Source organism: Terribacillus aidingensis (genome assembly GCF_900215625.1).
In the GTDB taxonomy this organism is placed as follows: Bacteria; Bacillota; Bacilli; order Bacillales; family Amphibacillaceae; genus Terribacillus; species Terribacillus aidingensis.
In genome coordinates, this window is the sequence record NZ_OBEK01000006.1 from 15454 (window position 1) to 32332 (window position 16879).

The following is a 16879-nucleotide window of genomic DNA, read 5'->3' on the forward strand; positions in this document are numbered from 1 at the left end:
TCTTCTATCTTTAGAAGATAGCAAGCAGATTATGCATGTTTACCAAAACTCATTTGCTGATAGCGGCCGCGGATTATACTATACAACCCAAACAGAATAAAACCAAGAGCCACGATACCAAGCAACCACCGGCCGAATGGCTGCTGCGCCAGTTCAGCCAGCGCCCCATCAAGTCCTTTCGCTTTATCAGGATTAGATTCAATGGAAGTAAGAATGAAAAAGAATCCAATCAGCCCAAAAACGACACCTCTGCTAACAAGTCCGACAAGCCCGGATTGACGACCGATACGTCGTTCATGTTTATTCATTTCATGTACGTTGAATTTGTTCATAAACCTTCCTGTTATACCGCTGAAAATCTCATATATACCATATCCAATAATAATTACTCCAATTCCGGCTATCAGCCACTTTCCGAGAGGATAAGAGAGAAGCTGAGCAGAAATGGACTGTTGGCTGCCTCCGCTGCTCCCCTGATCGGTAGCTGCATAGCGGAATGTGTTGAAGGCAATGCTCCCATATATAATAGCACTAACACCATAACCTATCCGAATGATTATTCCTTTCGCTCCGTTTCCTTCTCTGTTGGGATCTTTAATAGCCAATATAGCAACCCAGCATACATAACCGATCAGCCCAATTCCAATCAGCCATAAGATGATATTTCCAAAAGGGAAAGTCGCTACCCTCTGCAGCATACCACCTGTATTTGTTGTCTTACCCCCGACATGGAGTGCTGCCAAAAGTGCCAGGATGCCGATAAGGGCATAAACAATCCCCTGGGACATATAACCGAATCGCCCGAATCTGCGTATCCACGGCTTTACCTCTTCCTTTGCTTTTTGTCTTGCTTCTTTTTTCTGAGTCATATGAGCGTCTTCCTTTCCAATTTTAAGCCTATTCCCGCCAATTGCAGTAAAGAAACACATGGAAATATACTAGGCAAGCTACCCAAATCCAATTCATTACATACGATGGAGAAGAAGTAAGAAGGGAGAATAGTAATGTACAACAAAAATGATAAGCAAATGCAGCATCGACAAATTCAATTTCCTGGATTGCCAGGTTTCGGCGGCCCTGGAACTGCCGGACAGGGCGGCTTCCCATTCGGACCTCCTCCTGGCACCGGCGGACAGGGTGGCTTTCCGTTCGGACCTCCTTCCGGCTCCGGCGGACAAGGCGGACAGCAGCAAGGACCGTCTTCTTTCGGACCACCAGGACCGCCTCCGTCACAGATTCCGCAGCTGCAATCCATTAGCAGTAGTGGCGGACCCTCTGCATTTGCAGTAGATCCTGGCGGAATCAGATTTTGTCTATACCGATACACTTACATGCAGCTCGAAAACGGCCAGCGCTTCTGGTACTACCCAGTATTCGTCGGCCGCACCTCTATCGCTGGTTTCCGCTGGCGCCCGCAGCAGTTCCGCTGGCAGTATTTTGGCATTGATTTAAATCGCGTCGAAGCATTTAGCTGTTATTAATGTCATGCAAAAAGGCCTTCATAAGCAGAAGGCCTTTTCTGTTTATTCCAATACTCCCATCAGCTCTGGAAGCCACAAACTAATAGCCGGAATATAAGCCACAGCCAGGAAGGCAATTATGACTGGAATATAGAAGAGCAGCAGTGGTTTGGTCACCTGTTCAATCGATACGTCGCCAACTTTCGATCCAATGAATAGCACCGTTCCCACCGGCGGCGTGATGGTGCCAATGGCCAGTCCCATGGACATAATCATTCCAAAATGCACTGGATGAACACCTAATTCCAAAGCAATTGGCAGGAGTATCGGGGTAAAGATGAGCAATGCTGGTGCAATATCCATAAATGTTCCGACGAGCAGCAGCAAAAGGACCATTATTAAGATTAGGATCATCTTATTATCGCTGAGCTGGAGAATCCCTTCGCTGACGAACTGCGGTAACTTGGAGTAAGATAGAATCCAGGACATAGCAGAGGAAGCGCCGATAAGCAGTAAGATAACACCGGAGAAAATAACTGTATCCCGCAGAATTACAGGGATATCTTTCCAAGTCAGGCTCCGGTAAATCAAACACAATACTACTGCATAAAGGATAGCGACAGCAGCCCCTTCTGTAGCGGTAAACACACCTAGTGATATCCCGCCAATAACCACTACGATCAGCAGAAGACTAGGGATAGCTTGCATTGTTACGCTTATTGCCTGAGAAAAGCGAATCGGATTGGAGACCGCATACCCTCTTCGTTTGGCCACAATAAACGCCATTATCATAATTAAGACTGCCATGAGAATTCCTGGCAGGTATCCTGCAATAAACAAAGCACCAATAGAAGTACCGCCACTTAATACCGAATAGATAATCGGCGTCCCACTTGGCGGAATAATTAGTCCTGCCGGTGCGGATGCAATATTAACAGCAGCAGAGTATGTAGGATCATAGCCTTCTTTTTTCTGTAAAGGAGACATGATTTTCCCCATCGTTGCCGCAGAGGCAATAGCCGAGCCTGATAAGGCGCCGAACAATGTGTTCCCAATTACATTTGTGTGAGCTAACGATCCCGGCATACGACCTGCCAGCAGCTTTGCAAAGTTGATTAGCCGCTGAGCAATTCCGCCTGTATTCATAATACTGCCTGCCAATGTGAAGAAGATCAATGACAGAAGTACAAAGCTGTCTATCCCAGTAACAAACTGCTGTGCCACGACAATCAGCACTTCATCAAAAGGCAGCAGCGTAAGCCCGGCTACTAATGTCGACAGCCCAATACTGACAGCAATCGGAACACCAAAGAAAATGAGGAGAAAGAAGAGCCCGAATAACACAATACCTGCAAGTGCAACACTGGTCATGCGGCATGCCTCCTTCTAGCTGCTTCTTTACGTGCCATGAGTCGATTGGTAACTGTATAATACACCGTCAACAGCCCCGATAGCGGCAGCGCGGCATATACATACCCCATTGGCAAACCAAGAACTGGTGAAGTCTGCGACATTGTCTCCAGCATAAGCTGAGATCCGCCAATGATAAAAACGATTATCATAAACAGCAAAACTGTCACTTCAATTATAATCTCAGCAGCTTGTTTATCTTTTTTATGCTTCCACTTCGACATTAAAAATGTCAGCGCGATATGCTCTTTCACTCCAAAAGCATAACTGGCACCCAGCAACCCTACCCAGATAAAGGAGAATCGCAATACTTCTTCTGTGAACACACTTGGATTTTGCAAGACAAAGCGAGTGAAAACCTGCCAAATGGCACCGGCAACCAAGAAGACAGTCAATGTACAGGTTACAAGCAAGATACATTTATCGACCCAGTATCGTATTTTTTCCACCTCATTCAGCTCCTATCCATTTTCTGTAAGACCGTTACTCCAATGCTGCGATGTCATCAAGCACCTTGGCAATCTTAGGATCTTCACGCCTCTCTTCTATCAGCGGCTGTACAAGTTCTTTGAAAGGAGCTTGGTCCAGTTCATTAAACGTGACACCCATTTCATCTTCTGCCTTTCTAATGCTTTCTTCGATTAACTGATTCCAGCGCGCATTATGATTTTCAGAGGAAATTGCTGCTGACTCCTCCACTGCTTGCTGCTGCTCGGGTGTCAAGCTGTCCCAAGTCTTCTCACTCATAATTAGGAAATCTGGGATACGCGTATGTTCATCGTAAGAAAAGAATTTAGCAACCTCACCATGGTTCGCATCCGTAAGAGCAATCGGACTGCTCTCGGCTCCGTCAATTACACCCTGCTGCAGCCCTGTATACACTTCTGGAGCAGGTAATGGCGTCGGGGAGGCACCGAGCAGCTCCATCGTGCGAATAGAAGTTGTATTTGTCATTGTACGGATCTTCAGTCCATGCAAATCTTCAGGAGTCTGAATTGGTGTATCAGCCGTATAGAAACTGCGTGCTCCGGCATCATAATAAGCAATACCATGCAAACCAACCTCTTCCAGCTCTTTATAAAGGTTTTTCACAATTTCTGACTGCATGACTTTTTTGAAGTGCTCTTCATCCTCGAACACATACGGCAAACTAAAAATAGAAAAATCGGGATAAAAGCTCTCCAGCACACCACCGTTTACTTTCGCCATATCCACTACACCATTTTGGACAAGTTCCAGCATAACTCTTTCTCCGCCAAGACTGCCTTCTGTGTAAATGTCTGTCGAGATTACCCCGTCCGTACGCTCCTCTAGTTCACCTGTGAATTCCTCTAAGCTGGCATAAACCGGACTATTTGGATTGTGAATATGCCCCATTGTAAGTTTTTTTGTCTCCTGTTCAGCTGCATCTGTTGATGGACCAACAATCATCAGCACACCGATTCCAAGCAGTAAAACAGCAAGAATCAACCACGTCGTTTTTGCTCGTTTCATGCTCCACCCTCCACACTATAGTATAAAGCGCTTACAAAATACTGCATGCGACAGACCCAAATCAGGGGCTGCCTTTTTGCATGGTTGTGACTACATCTGCCTGCTTGGCAGATCTGCTCCACGGAATCTGCAATTCGTTTGGCAGCTTACCTTTTTCAAAACAAGCATGCAATGCTCCCTCTAATCCAGCGACCGTTCTCCTATTACCAGTCACCTGCTGTACATCTGCCGGAAACGGGTGACTCTGCGGTACCGCCTGATGCACAGCTTCAATAACTGCTGCATGACCAATTGCTGTTTCAAAGGTACACGGGATGTCTCTGCCGTCTGTCAGCGCAGCAATACAATAATCTAATTTATCAAGATGATTTGCCTGCGGATTTCCATAGACCTTCTCATGCCCATCTTCTGTATAAGCCGTAATAACGCCTTGGTCCAAATTGCAATCATATGCAATGTGACCTTTCTCAAACGTATACAGAAATTGCGGCCCTTGTTCTTTTGCTGTCGCATGCGATCCCAGAAAGAGCAGTTCGCAACCATCCTCTGTTTCTAGACGGATAGCACAAGTATCAAATGTTTCAATATCGTTTGCTCGGTAAAGCTCCGCCTCCAAACGATTGATTTGCACGGTACGCTGCAGTTCTTCACCTAGCACAAACAACATATTATGAATAAAATGCGCAGCAGCATTATTCGCTACGCTGTCACGAATCAGCTTTCCATTAGCGGTTGCCAGCCTCCCTGACCATGCTGAACGAGCAAAGTAGTTTTCATCTCGCGGCCATAAAACTAACGTCTTCAGCTGCTTCGGTTTTCCATAGACGCCATGGCGAATGTCTTCTTTAAGCTCCAGAATAGGTGCAGTGAACGACCAGTTAAATCCAACAGCTGCCCACTTGCCAGATGCGGCAATTGCCTGCTCCCATCGGTCACGATCCTGCATATCAGCAAATATTGGTTTCTCACAAAGCACATTTGATTCATGCTGAAGCGCACATATCGCCTGCTCTGTATGCAAATGAATAGGTGTGGCGATGATTGCTAAATCAGCCTGGTTCTGCTGATAGAAGGCTTCCATCGTTGTAAATATCGGAATCTCCTGCTGCTTCACTTGTTCTAAAAGTGCGCTTTTCTCCGGATGAATTTCCACAATACCAGCGAAAAAGATATCTTCCCGATCCAATAGAGCTTCTAAGTAATGCTCGCCATATCCGTTCATCCCAACTAAAACAATTTTTTGTTTCACCGCTTTTCCCCTGCCTTCGTCAGACTGATGGCTCTTTCCTGTGCTTGAATCGCCAAAGCCGCCGCCCGAAAGGTATGTTCCTGGCTCATCGCCACTTCCGTACCATCCACACAATCATCCATCAACTGGCTGAAATAAGGCATTCCAACCTTCCCCTTTACCGGAAAGTAAAATTCTTCGTGATCTGTTACGATATACAGATGCTCTCCCTCAGCAGAACGCGCGACATCTGTATACTTGCGCAACTCAACAAACCCATTCGTTCCATGCAGTACCGTTCGGCCGTCTCCCCATACCCGAAGGCCTGCAGGTGTGAACCAGTCAACACGGAAATATTGGCTGATACCTGTATCTGTCACTAGTGTTGCATCGCCAAAATCTTGCCATTCTCCGTATTGAGGATGTGCATAGTTTGCTACCTTGCTGTGCAGTACTTTTGCTTCCGAAGTTCTGCTATAGTGCAGCAGCTGCTCAATTTGATGGCTGCCGATATCACAGAGTATCCCTCCATTTTTCGATAGATCGAAAAACCAATCAGGCCGTGTGTCTGCCTGCAGCCGATGCGGCCCCGATCCGGTGAGCTGGAAGAGCTCACCAATCAAGCCTTGCTGTACAATTTCATCTGCAAGCAATGCTGCTTCTACCGCTAAGCGCTCACTGTAGAAGACAGCCCATTTCTTTCCTGTCCGGCGTACAGCTTCTTTTGCTGCTAGCAGCTGATCCATTGTTGTAAAAGGAGCTTTCGCCGACAGAAAATGCTTATCATGCTCCAGCACTTGAATACCTAAATCGCATCGCTCAGATGGCACAATACTTGTCGCTACCAGTTCCACTTCACTATGCAGGATATGGGACAATTCCGAAACAACTTCTCCAGTACGAAATTTATCCGCAAATGCCTGCGACTGGTCTATGTTCTTGTCATAAATATGCACAAGCTGTGCGCCTGCATCCAGCAACCCTTGCGTCATACTGTAAATATGCGGGTGGTCGAGCCCTGCCACCGAAAAAGCGAAAGGAACCGGTTCTCTTTTGCCAAAAGCAGCGATATTTTGGGCTAATTCTTCTAGCTGATGCAGCAGTGCCATTTCACAACTCCCCTTTACACATGTGCCTGGTAGCATTGCTTCATTTGATGAAGTACATCATCACCGGGCTGATCCCAAATTTCCTGGTTAATAATCTCCACTTCAATCGGACCATGATAGCCTGCTTCCTCTACCATGCCGCGCATCGCGCGCAAATCAATCACACCATCACCCATCATCGCACGGCCTTTAAACATATCCCGCATGGGCACTTTCCAATCAGATACATGGAACCCTAATAGTTTCCCTTTTGCGCGAGCTATCTGTTGTTCCAGCTCGGGATCCCACCAGATGTGAAAGGCATCCGCCACAACACCAAGATGATCGGATTGCAGACACTCTGTCAGTGCATTTGCCTGCCCCAATGTATTAATAACCGAGCGATCGGCAGCGTACATCGGATGCAGCGGTTCAATTCCAAGCTTCACACCCAGTTCTTCAGCATATGGAAGAATAGCTTCGATTCCTGCCTCTACCCAATGACGTGCCTGTTTAATATTTTTGTCCGGCGCTGGTCCGCATACGAGCACAAGCACATCTGTCCCCAACGTCTTCGCGTCCTCAATTGCCCGCTTGTTGTCGTCAATGCGCTGCTGCCTTTCCCGCTCTGTCGCTGCTGGGAACATACCACCGCGGCAAAGGCTGGATACTTGCACACCGTATTCCGTCAGCAGCTTTCTCGCTTCTTTTACGCCAATTTTCTCTAACTTATGCCTCCAAATAGATATCCAGTGTATATCATGTCGTGCACATCCTTGAATCGCTTCCGAAAGCGACCAATTTTCTGTCGTAATCTGATTGAGACTGAGCAGCTGCAGATTTGCTTTCGTCATGTTGTCACCTGCTGTTCAATCCCTGCAAGCTTTAACACGAGCTGCATACGCTGGACAGCAAGATTTGGATCTACCAGTACGCCAGCCTGATCTGCCAGCCGGAAGAGTTCGCTCAAGTGGAGAACAGACCGAGCTCCTTCAGCTCCGCCAATCATTCGGAAATGTGATTGGTAGCCATTAAGATAGGCCAAGAATACAACACCTGTTTTGTAAGCATAAGTTGGTGTCTCGAAAATATGCCGAGCGAGAGGTACGGTCTTATCAAAGATCTCTCGATACCCTTCTATATCATCAGCATCAAGTGCACGCAGCGCTTCGGATGCTGCTGGCGCAATTGCATCAAAGATTCCGAGCAGTGCATGGCTGTATCGCTCGCCATCTCCTTGTATCAGCTCCGGATAATTAAAATCATCTCCGGTATACATACGAACAGATGCCGGCAGCTTCGCTCGCATCTCAATTTCTTTGTCTTTATCCAGCAGTGAAATTTTGATACCATCTATCTTTGTTTCATTTTGATGTATCAGTTCTAAACAAGCATCCATCGCAGCGTTAATTGTTTCTGTGCCCCAATAGCCTGTAAGCTTTGGATCAAACATCGGACCAAGCCAGTGGAGGATAACAGGTTTGTTCACACCTTTTAGCACATGTCCGTAAACGTCTTTATAGTCCGCAGCAGAACGAGCGCTCGCAGCTAAGGCACGGCTTGCCATTAAGATGATACGGCTGCCGGCTCCTTCCACGAAGGTTGTTTGTTCCTCATACGCTCGCTTAATTTCCGCCAACGTATATTCCTTATCTGACTCGAGATGGTCTGTGCCAGCGCCGGATGCGAGCAGTGCATTCTCTTTCTTTGCTTCTTGTGCACTAATCGAAATCAGTTCTTTTGCCATATCCCATGTAAGACCCATCCCTCGCTGCGCTGTATCCATTGCTTCTGCCACACCAAAACCGAGCTTCCACAATGATTTTCGATAAGCAAGCGTAGCTTCCCAATCAATTGCTCCGCCGAGTATTGGATGTGCTGACGCCCTTGCGTCCGCCACAACATGCGCAGCGGAGTAAGCCGTCCGCGTTCGGAAAGTCCCTTCTGTCGGATAAGCAGAAGCTGCGTCGACCAGCTTATACGGCTCCAAGGAACCTCCTTGCTTTGGTAAAAGAATTGTTGTCATGCCGCTTCCTCCTTTAGATTTCCAGGCTCGGTACAGTGACCCACTTCTTTTCATGCCACGCTTTTAATCCCAAATCAGACAGCTGGGTACCTTTCGCACCTTCAAGCAAGTCCCAAGGGAAAGCAGCATCTTCTTCCACATGTCGCAAGAACTGTTCCCATTGAATTTTAAATCCATTGTCATATGTGCGGTTTTCCGGCAGTGATTCCCACTGAGAGCGGAAGTCGATTGTATTCGGAATATCCGGATTCCAAACTGGCTTTGGTGTTGCTGCACGATGCTGGACTTTACAATCACGCAAACCAGCAACCGCACTGCCAAGCGTGCCGTCCACTTGGAATGTAACAAGGTCATCTCGATCCACTCTCGTTGTCCACGAAGAGTTAGCTTGCACGACAACACCGTTTTTCAAAGCGAAAATAGCATACGCTGCATCATCCGCTGTTGCTTTGTAACGATTACCAGCTTCGTCCACTCGGTAAGGAATGTGTGTGGCTCCTATGCATGTCATGCTGTCAATCTCACCGAATAGATGGTCAATCACATAGCGCCAATGCGCAAACATATCGACGATAATACCGCCGCCATCTTCGGCCCGGTAATTCCAGCTTGGACGCTGCGCTTCCTGCCAGTCACCTTCAAACACCCAATAACCAAAGTCCAGCTTCACAGACAATATGTCACCAAAATAATCACTATCGATTAAATGCTTCAGCTTTAGCAATCCCGGAAGGAAAAGTTTATCTTGCACCACACCGTTCTTCACTCCGGCCTCTCGCGCCAATCTCGCTAATTCTAAAGACCCTTCCAGACTAGTTGCTGTAGGCTTCTCACAATAGATATGTTTCCCTGATTTGATCGCTTGTTTGATACTCTCTTCTCTGCGATTTGTCGTCTGGGAGTCAAAGTAGATCACGTTATAATCATCTGCCAATGCCGCTTGCAGATCGGTACTATAACGCTCTACATTATTTTCTTTGGCAAGCTTGGAAAGCTTCTCTTCGTTTCTTCCAACCAAAATCGGATCCGGTATGAGACGTTCTCCATTTGAGAGCAGTACGCCCCCTTCGGCACGAATAGCTGCGATGGAGCGAATTAAATGCTGATTCGTCCCCATTCTCCCTGTTACACCGTTCATGATTATCCCAATTTTCTTTGCTGCCATACTAACGCCCTCCCACTATTCTTTTAAGAACAGTATAAATAAAGCGTTTTCATTTTTCTTATCAATCTTTTCCTTAATTCTCAATTTCGGAAGTCATCTGTCGTTCGCCGGTAAACATTCGGCGTGACGCCGACATATTTTTTAAACACCCGATAAAAAGTCGATACTGCTTCAAATCCCACTTCAAAGCAGATCGAGACAATCTCACGGTCTGATTCTTGCAGCATTTTCTTCGCTTTTATCAGTCGTACTTCTGTGAGGAATTGATATGGCGTTGTATCATACATTTCTTTGAAAACTTGATTCATATAGCGACTGCTCACTCCGGCTTTCGCTGCCAATTCCTCCATACTTGCAATCTCAAAATATCGAGTCTCTAAATGGTTCTTCAGCCATTTAGCTCTTCTTGCATTCATATCCTGCGTCATATCCTCCTGCTGCATGATCGTCAGCTGATATAACACCTGTGCCAGCAAAAGCTTTAACCCAATTGCATGAATAGGATGAACTTGCGATTGCTCGAACAGCATTTTCCGCAGCAGCTGCCGAATTTCACTGCTTTCAAACAAAGATAGATTCAACACGCGCGACACCGAAAAAACCGGTTCTACTAAATAAGCGTTAACATCCTCTGCCAGATGATGGCTATTAAACTCCAGTACAAGCACCGTCATCTTCGAAAGAGCGTGAATAGCATGCTCCGTATGAGGAGAAATGAGCACAATACTGTCCGGCCGCAGCTCTTGGCTGCTATTATGCAGTTCACATCGGCCTTCTCCATCCAAAACATAAAGCAGTTGATGGGAGATATCATGCTGATGCCGGGCAACCTCATTTTTTTCCTGATGCTTATTTTCATAAAGTTTGATGGTATGCTTCTCACTCACCGTTTTTACCTCCATATAAAAAGGCCGGGATGCACATTAGGCATCCCGGCCTTTTTCTCCGCTCTTGTTTTCACGCTTCCATGACAGGAAGCTGTTTTTGTTCCAGGATGCGCAGTTCAATCATTAGGATCTGATGGTTATCCATTTCGATAACCTCCCACTCATTTCCTGCTTCATCCACAACAGTTGTTTTATCATCCACTTCATCACTCTTAACGAATATCCAGCCGCCGATTGTATCCACATCATCCCGATCGTCGAATACAAAGTCAAATTGATCTTCAAGATCGTCCAGCAGCACACGGCCATTGATATGATAAGTAAGACCATCGACTTCTTGAACATCCGGTACTTCATCGTCATCAAACTCATCGTGAATTTCACCAACAATTTCTTCTAAGATGTCTTCCATCGTCAGAATACCTGCTGTACCGCCATACTCATCCACTACAAGCGCGATGTGTACACGTTCTGTCTGCATCTTCAAAAGGGCATTCTGCAGTGAAGTTCCTTCATGAATTGTAGGCAGTTCATGGATGAAGTTAGGCAGGTTCTGTCTTCTGCCGGCAGCAAAATCTGTCAGCATTTCTTTCACATTAACGAATCCGATAATATGGTCTTTATCTCCATCATCTGTCACTAGGTAACGGGTAAATTGATGTTCATCTATCACTTCAATAACTTCAGCAGCTGTCATGGATTTCTCCAAAGTTACCACTTGTGTCCGCGGTACCATAATGTCTTTTGCTACACGTTCATCAAATGTGAAGATATTCTCCATATAACTAAGTTCTGTTTTGTTAATCTCACCACTTTGATAGCTCTGCGTCATGATAATACGCAGTTCCTCTTCCGAGTGCGCTGATTCATGAGCTGCCGGCTTCACACCAAACATTCTTAAAAACACACGCGCAGATCCGTTCAGCAAATAGATGAATGGTGCCATCAATTTACCAAACCAATACAACGGTGGCCCTAGGATTAATGTCAGCTGCTCTGTATACTGAATCGCCAATGTCTTTGGTGCCAGCTCTCCAATTACAACATGTAAAAATGTAACCGATGCAAAAGCAATTGCATACGAGAGAATGGTAGACAGAGATTCAGAGAGACCAAACTCATGGAAAAGCGGATGCAGTATTTTCTCGACTGTAGGCTCACCTAATGCACCCAATACAAGGGCAGTGACCGTAATTCCCAACTGACACGCTGACAAGTAATAGTCAAGGTTATCCACTAGTTTGCGGACAATAATGGCCCGTTTGTTACCCTCAGCGACAAGCTGATCGATGCGCGACATACGCACTTTCACGACAGAAAATTCCGCACCTACGAAAAAGGCTGTAAAAATGATGAATAACACAACTAAACTTAAATTTATGACTATTGATGGGTCCAATTAGCTCCCTTCTTAAACGAAGGGATTCACCTCACTTATTTATTTGATAGTTTACAAGCAGATTAGTAAAATAGCTGCGACACCTAGACGAGGAGCAGCTCCAGTAAAACTTTTATCCTGTATTGATGTTACCTTCAGCAAAGCCTTCCCAATGCAATCTCCCCCTTCATCATGTGTCTACGCTAAAATCCGAACTTGCCTATCATCGGTTGCGCATTTTTCATTTGCAAAAACAAGCTTGGTCTTCAGTTCATATCTAGTGGTAGTGGAGCTTGGTTCCAATTCTTCCGGCAATCGAAAGGTGAACGGCTTATTCAGCTGTTCATTGGATTTCAGCTGCTTTGACATAAAGATGCTAAGTACATTCTTTATATTCACTATTTTATCGTTTGCGCTGTTTTTTATAACCAAATCGCAATCTAATCTGTTTAAACTTTGGTCTTTCCAGCCTCCATGGAGCTGAAAATGCCCTTCAATTTTTTCGCCTGCTTGATAGCTTGCCTGGTCCAATACGAGCGTAATGGATGGCGCCCGCATCTGCATCATCTCTAAACACTTCTTTAACACGGCTTTGTTCCTCCATTTATTTGTACTAAATGAAAAGGACCTCCACATCATGAAGGTCCAGTCCGTAATCAGCCTTCACCAAATTGGCAAAGGTCTGGCAAACAACTTAACGTTGTCAGTTAAACCGGCGACAGCAAGCTATCACGTATTGTCGACTTAACTGGAAGCTACTCCCCTTTGGAGCAATCACAATCGTATTCTACTAATCTGAGATAAAGTCTACACCAGTTCTGTATCTCTGTCAATATACACCAGATTACATTCGATTTACCGGGTAGGTTGCGGAAGCGAAGTACCGCTCATGCAGAATATTATGGTGATGGCGCTCATGCCCAAGCAGGATATAGGCAAGTGCTCGAACAGAAGTGATGTAATTATTGGCCATTCCCTGCCTCGTCCAATCTTGATCGTTCAACGATTCTACTAACGCAATAGTGGAAGCACGTACAGCCTTATACTGTGCCAGCAGGCTAGCAACTGTCATACCTGTGAAATCCGCCTGCTGCACGTAAGCATCTTCTCGGAAACCAGGCAGCGGCGTTACATCTCCGCGGGCGATTGTCAGCAGCCGATAAGCAAGGATGCGCTCTGTATCGGTCAGATGTCCAACGACTTCCTTAATCGTCCATTTATCTGTTCCATATGCAAAGGATGCTTGCTGATCCGTTAAGCCCTGCAGCAAGTTTGTTGTCATGCGCTCTTGTTCCTTAAATAAAGCAACAATATTTCCCTCTGGTACTAGTTTCATGTAATCTTGATAATAAGCAGGGTATTCCGTTTTACTAGGTTTTTCTGCCATAGGATCACCTTTTTCTTCATATAGTTTCTGCTAGTGCTTTATAGATGACAATAATGCTATTTTCCCTGAAGGTAAAGGATTCATGCCTGATTTCTGCGAAAATAGCAGAAATCAGGACGTTACAGTTTTTTTAAACATGCGGCGGACTAGCTTTTTACTATTTTTATGCACCGACTTCCCTGTTTGTGCGTATAAATAAATACACTTCCTCCGTACAAGCCCTTGTTGCGCAGCAAAGGAGCGCTGAAAATGACCGATTTCAAACAGATTGTAGAACAGATTCAAATGACAGGACCTGATTCCATGCCAAATCTGAAAGCATATCCAACCGCCCTTGAACTAATCGGGACCGGACGGAGCGCATTTGCATTTCGAATCTTGGAATCTTCACTTGTAATAAAGGTATTCTTTCCAGCCTTCCAGCATATTGCAGCTGAGGAAGCAGCAATCTACCAAACGTTAGCCGCAAGTCACTACTTCCCGGATTTGCACGATGCTGGTCAGAACTATTTAGTCATAGACTATATTCCCGGTTACACATTGTATGATTGCCTGCGTAAAGGTATACCGATTCAAGATCATCATATAGTGGAAATTGAGCATGCCTTGCGCTTTGCTGCCGCACAAGGATTGAACCCTTCGGATATACATCTGCGCAATATTTTAATCACGCCAACTGGTGACATCCGACTGATTGATCCTGCACGATTCCGACAGCAGAAACAATGTACCCAGTGGAAGGACCTGCACATTGCGTATGAAAAACTATATAAGAAAAAAATATTTCCAAAGAAAATACCTAGCATTCTCTTAGAACTGATTGCCTATCTGTACAAGAAACGAAAATCCTTCACAGTTCAAGCACCGCCTAATAAAGCCATTCGGTAAAGGAGACTGATGATGACCATTACTATCTCACAAGCAGAAGCATATCAAATTGAACGTATTGTCCACAGCGGATTAGAACGTGCACATACAGCAGCGCTTATTGAAGCAGGCAACATTACCGCAATTAAAGCGAGCTATCCAGATGCCAACCCTGAAATACTAGAGTCAAAAAAGGATAAACTAGCAGCTGCGCTGACAGAAGGCTATAGCATTTCGTTTCCTACATTTAACGGCGTCCGCAACCTGCTTCAGCTGCGTTTCGGTAAGGAAGAAGGGAAGGATTATGTTACAGATAACAAGACCGTTCAGGGGCTGGAAACAGACGAGGCAACAGCAGCCATCTTACGCACCATGTTTGAGCCATTATGGAAAGTGGAGACCGCTCTCGGTCAGCTAACTATTACACATATTAGTAAATTATAAAAAAACTGCCGACGCAGCATTGCGTCGGCAGTTTTTGTTAACAGCTATTCTTATTTTACAGCTTCTTTGAAATCTTTACCTGCTTTGAAAGCTGGCGCTTTAGATGCAGGGATTGTAATTTCTTCACCAGTCTGCGGGTTACGGCCAGTACGTGCAGCACGCTCTCTCACTTCGAATGTTCCGAAGCCGACTAGCTGTACTTTTTCATCGTTAGCAAGTGTTTCAGAGATTGTTTCCAGTAGTGCGTCTACTGCTTTGCTTGCTTCTTTTTTAGATAATTCTGCTTGTTGTGCTACTGCTTCTACTAATTCTGCTTTGTTCATGAAAAACACCTCATTTTATAAATTTATACAAAACCTTCACGATGATGTAAAAGCTGTATGTTCAGTTGTTATTTAGGGAAGCGAACAGTTCCCTTATTTCCTTATTATAGCATGTCTGCTTGTCAGAGGAACTATTAAACTACATTCTTAACATTGCTGCAACAGCATTTTAACAGGTTTCCTATGCAAAAGACAAGTAACCGATGATACAGTTATTCCCATTAACTTGATTTGTAACCCTATCAAATAGTTTGATTTAACGATTTTACATGCTCTTTTACTCTTTGGATGTTCTCCATCTTGTTGTCCCAGCATTTCTGGCTGAGGTCTACTGGATATTCCTCTGGGGATTTTGGACGTTTGTATTCATCCCACAAAAGCGACAGATTATCTTTCGCATATGTCTGAATATCCTCAATTCTCGGCAGCTCATACACAAGCTGGCCATCCTGGAAAATCGTTTGCTGCAAGTTTACTGCATCATAATCTGTTACGAACTTGCTCACGTACGTATGGACAGGGTGGAACATCTTAAGATGATCCTCCTCCTGCGGATTTTCATCCTCCATGGCAATATAATCGCCCTCGGATTTCTTGTTGATCCGATTGATGATTCGATAGACCTTTTTCAAGCCGGGAGTTGAAACTTTCTCCGGATTGCCGCTGATTTTGATAGTATCCTGCATTACACCGTCATCCTCGATGCTCACCATCTTGTACACCGCGCCTAATGCTGGCTGATCGTACGCTGTAATCAGCTTTGTGCCAATGCCCCAAATATCGATTTTTGCACCTTGGGCTTTCAAACTTAAAATCGTTTCCTCGTCCAAGTCATTAGATGCGGAAATCTTTGTATCAGTAAACCCAGCTTCATCCAGCGCTTTTCTTGCTTTCTTGGACAAATAAGCAAGATCGCCACTATCGAGTCTGATGGCAGTAAAGTTAATGTTGTCACCCTGTTCTTTTGCAACGCGAATTGCATTCGGAATACCAGAGCGAAGTGTATCGTATGTGTCGACAAGGAATGTACAATTCTTATGCCGTTCCGCATACTTTGTAAAAGCTATATACTCATTGCGATATGCCTGTATTAAAGAATGTGCGAGTGTGCCCGCTACCGGTATACCAAACTTCTTGCCAGCACGCACATTCGAAGTTGCCTCAAATCCCCCAATATACGCAGCTCTTGTTCCCCACACTGCTGCATCCAGTTCATGCGCTCGGCGGCTTCCCATTTCAAGCGCAATCTCGTCCCCAAGCAGCTGCTTGATTCGAGATGCTTTTGTTGCAATCAGGGTCTGGTAATTAACGATATTCAAAATTGCCGTTTCAACAAGCTGCGCTTCTGCTAATGGTGCTTCAATGCGCATGAGCGGTTCATTGCTGAACACCAGCTCACCTTCTACAACAGAATATACTGTCCCAGTAAAGCGTAAATCTTTCAGATAAGCTAGGAAATCGCCCCCGTATCCCAACTCTTCCTTGAGATAAAGTAAATCGCTTTCCGTAAACCGGAACTGCTGCAAGTACTCTATCACACGCTCCAGCCCTGCAAATACTGCAAAGCCATTGCCAAACGGCAGTTTCCGGAACGAGACCTCAAAAACCGCCTTTTTTTCGTGCATCCCATCATTCCAATAAGTCTCCGCCATATTAATTTGATACAGATCTGTATGTAAACTCAGTCCATCATCTGGATATTGCGAACTCATGCTTGAAACC

Annotated in this window: 18 protein-coding genes; 3 read left to right on the forward strand and 15 right to left on the reverse strand. The window is 45.3% G+C overall.

The features are described 5' to 3' along the window. Positions 1-29: 29 nt before the first annotated feature. Positions 30-869, reverse strand: a complete 840-nt coding sequence (locus CRO17_RS15555; RefSeq protein WP_097043406.1) for a DUF1206 domain-containing protein — start codon at positions 867-869, stop codon at positions 30-32. Between the two features lie 135 nt (positions 870-1004). Here CRO17_RS15555 and CRO17_RS15560 point away from each other — a divergent pair, with 135 nt between their 5' ends. Then, complete coding sequence (locus CRO17_RS15560) at positions 1005-1481, forward strand: hypothetical protein (protein WP_245864817.1); 477 nt, start codon at positions 1005-1007, stop codon at positions 1479-1481. Positions 1482-1523: 42 nt separating this feature from the next. On the opposite strand, the gene CRO17_RS15565 is transcribed toward CRO17_RS15560, so the two are convergent. From CRO17_RS15565 to CRO17_RS15620, 12 genes are all read right to left on the reverse strand, one after another. Then, on the reverse strand, positions 1524-2831 hold the full coding sequence (locus CRO17_RS15565) for a TRAP transporter large permease (RefSeq protein WP_097043407.1): 1308 nt from the start codon (positions 2829-2831) through the stop codon (positions 1524-1526). Further along, entirely contained in the window at positions 2828-3319 is a 492-nt protein-coding gene (locus CRO17_RS15570) for a TRAP transporter small permease (RefSeq protein ID WP_179637135.1), read from the reverse strand. Before CRO17_RS15570 ends, CRO17_RS15565 begins: the two co-directional genes overlap by 4 nt. A 34-nt stretch (positions 3320-3353) precedes the next feature. Beyond that, positions 3354-4364, reverse strand: a complete 1011-nt coding sequence (locus CRO17_RS15575; RefSeq protein WP_097043409.1) for a TRAP transporter substrate-binding protein — start codon at positions 4362-4364, stop codon at positions 3354-3356. Positions 4365-4425: 61 nt separating this feature from the next. Further along, the gene (locus CRO17_RS15580; RefSeq protein WP_097043410.1) at positions 4426-5613 is read right to left on the reverse strand and encodes a Gfo/Idh/MocA family protein; all 1188 of its coding nucleotides are present in this window, start codon (positions 5611-5613) and stop codon (positions 4426-4428) included. Beyond that, positions 5610-6701, reverse strand: a complete 1092-nt coding sequence (locus tag CRO17_RS15585) for a Gfo/Idh/MocA family protein (RefSeq protein WP_179637137.1) — start codon at positions 6699-6701, stop codon at positions 5610-5612. Before CRO17_RS15585 ends, CRO17_RS15580 begins: the two co-directional genes overlap by 4 nt. Positions 6702-6715: 14 nt before the next feature. Continuing rightward, entirely contained in the window at positions 6716-7534 is an 819-nt protein-coding gene (locus CRO17_RS15590; RefSeq protein WP_097043412.1) for a sugar phosphate isomerase/epimerase family protein, read from the reverse strand. Next, a complete protein-coding gene (locus CRO17_RS15595) occupies positions 7531-8706 on the reverse strand; it encodes a dihydrodipicolinate synthase family protein (RefSeq protein ID WP_097043413.1) in 1176 nt (391 codons plus the stop codon). Before CRO17_RS15595 ends, CRO17_RS15590 begins: the two co-directional genes overlap by 4 nt. Positions 8707-8719: 13 nt before the next feature. Next, positions 8720-9871 carry a Gfo/Idh/MocA family protein gene (locus CRO17_RS15600; RefSeq protein WP_097043414.1) on the reverse strand — a complete coding sequence of 384 codons (1152 nt, stop codon included), beginning with the start codon at positions 9869-9871 and terminating at the stop codon, positions 8720-8722. 80 nt (positions 9872-9951) lie between these two features. Beyond that, complete coding sequence (locus CRO17_RS15605; RefSeq protein ID WP_245864818.1) at positions 9952-10758, reverse strand: helix-turn-helix domain-containing protein; 807 nt, start codon at positions 10756-10758, stop codon at positions 9952-9954. 70 nt (positions 10759-10828) lie between these two features. After that, positions 10829-12157, reverse strand: coding sequence for a hemolysin family protein (locus CRO17_RS15610; protein ID WP_097043416.1), 1329 nt, complete (start codon positions 12155-12157; stop codon positions 10829-10831). A 177-nt stretch (positions 12158-12334) separates the two neighbouring features. Beyond that, positions 12335-12724 (reverse strand): sporulation protein, encoded by a 390-nt coding sequence (locus CRO17_RS15615; RefSeq protein ID WP_179637139.1) that lies wholly within the window; start codon positions 12722-12724, stop codon positions 12335-12337. Positions 12725-12980: 256 nt separating this feature from the next. Beyond that, on the reverse strand, positions 12981-13523 hold the full coding sequence (locus CRO17_RS15620) for a DinB family protein (protein WP_097043418.1): 543 nt from the start codon (positions 13521-13523) through the stop codon (positions 12981-12983). 249 nt (positions 13524-13772) lie between these two features. Between CRO17_RS15620 and CRO17_RS15625 the strand changes: the two genes are divergently transcribed. Further along, positions 13773-14411 (forward strand): serine/threonine-protein kinase, encoded by a 639-nt coding sequence (locus tag CRO17_RS15625; protein ID WP_097043419.1) that lies wholly within the window; start codon positions 13773-13775, stop codon positions 14409-14411. A gap of 12 nt (positions 14412-14423) precedes the next feature. Beyond that, positions 14424-14834 (forward strand): hypothetical protein, encoded by a 411-nt coding sequence (locus CRO17_RS15630; RefSeq protein WP_097043420.1) that lies wholly within the window; start codon positions 14424-14426, stop codon positions 14832-14834. Between the two features lie 50 nt (positions 14835-14884). On the opposite strand, the gene CRO17_RS15635 is transcribed toward CRO17_RS15630, so the two are convergent. Together CRO17_RS15635 and CRO17_RS15640 are read right to left on the reverse strand one after the other, a co-directional pair. Next, a complete protein-coding gene (locus tag CRO17_RS15635; protein ID WP_077305575.1) occupies positions 14885-15157 on the reverse strand; it encodes an HU family DNA-binding protein in 273 nt (90 codons plus the stop codon). A 242-nt stretch (positions 15158-15399) separates the two neighbouring features. Then, the gene (locus CRO17_RS15640) at positions 15400-16869 is read right to left on the reverse strand and encodes a nicotinate phosphoribosyltransferase (protein WP_097043421.1); all 1470 of its coding nucleotides are present in this window, start codon (positions 16867-16869) and stop codon (positions 15400-15402) included. Positions 16870-16879: the final 10 nt, after the last annotated feature.

Excerpts from the sequence above, each read along its gene's own strand:
- CRO17_RS15575 (WP_097043409.1), bottom strand. The coding sequence starts at position 4,364 with ATGAAACGAGCAAAAACGACGTGGTTGATTCTTGCTGTTTTACTGCTT.
- CRO17_RS15555 (WP_097043406.1), bottom strand. The coding sequence starts at position 869 with ATGACTCAGAAAAAAGAAGCAAGACAAAAAGCAAAGGAAGAGGTAAAG.
- CRO17_RS15630 (WP_097043420.1), top strand. The coding sequence starts at position 14,424 with ATGACCATTACTATCTCACAAGCAGAAGCATATCAAATTGAACGTATT.
- CRO17_RS15625 (WP_097043419.1), top strand. The coding sequence starts at position 13,773 with ATGACCGATTTCAAACAGATTGTAGAACAGATTCAAATGACAGGACCT.
- CRO17_RS15565 (WP_097043407.1), bottom strand. The coding sequence starts at position 2,831 with ATGACCAGTGTTGCACTTGCAGGTATTGTGTTATTCGGGCTCTTCTTT.
- CRO17_RS15585 (WP_179637137.1), bottom strand. The coding sequence starts at position 6,701 with ATGGCACTGCTGCATCAGCTAGAAGAATTAGCCCAAAATATCGCTGCT.
- CRO17_RS15595 (WP_097043413.1), bottom strand. The coding sequence starts at position 8,706 with ATGACAACAATTCTTTTACCAAAGCAAGGAGGTTCCTTGGAGCCGTAT.
- CRO17_RS15635 (WP_077305575.1), bottom strand. The coding sequence starts at position 15,157 with ATGAACAAAGCAGAATTAGTAGAAGCAGTAGCACAACAAGCAGAATTA.
- CRO17_RS15590 (WP_097043412.1), bottom strand. The coding sequence starts at position 7,534 with ATGACGAAAGCAAATCTGCAGCTGCTCAGTCTCAATCAGATTACGACA.
- CRO17_RS15620 (WP_097043418.1), bottom strand. The coding sequence starts at position 13,523 with ATGGCAGAAAAACCTAGTAAAACGGAATACCCTGCTTATTATCAAGAT.
- CRO17_RS15560 (WP_245864817.1), top strand. The coding sequence starts at position 1,005 with ATGTACAACAAAAATGATAAGCAAATGCAGCATCGACAAATTCAATTT.
- CRO17_RS15600 (WP_097043414.1), bottom strand. The coding sequence starts at position 9,871 with ATGGCAGCAAAGAAAATTGGGATAATCATGAACGGTGTAACAGGGAGA.
- CRO17_RS15640 (WP_097043421.1), bottom strand. The coding sequence starts at position 16,869 with ATGAGTTCGCAATATCCAGATGATGGACTGAGTTTACATACAGATCTG.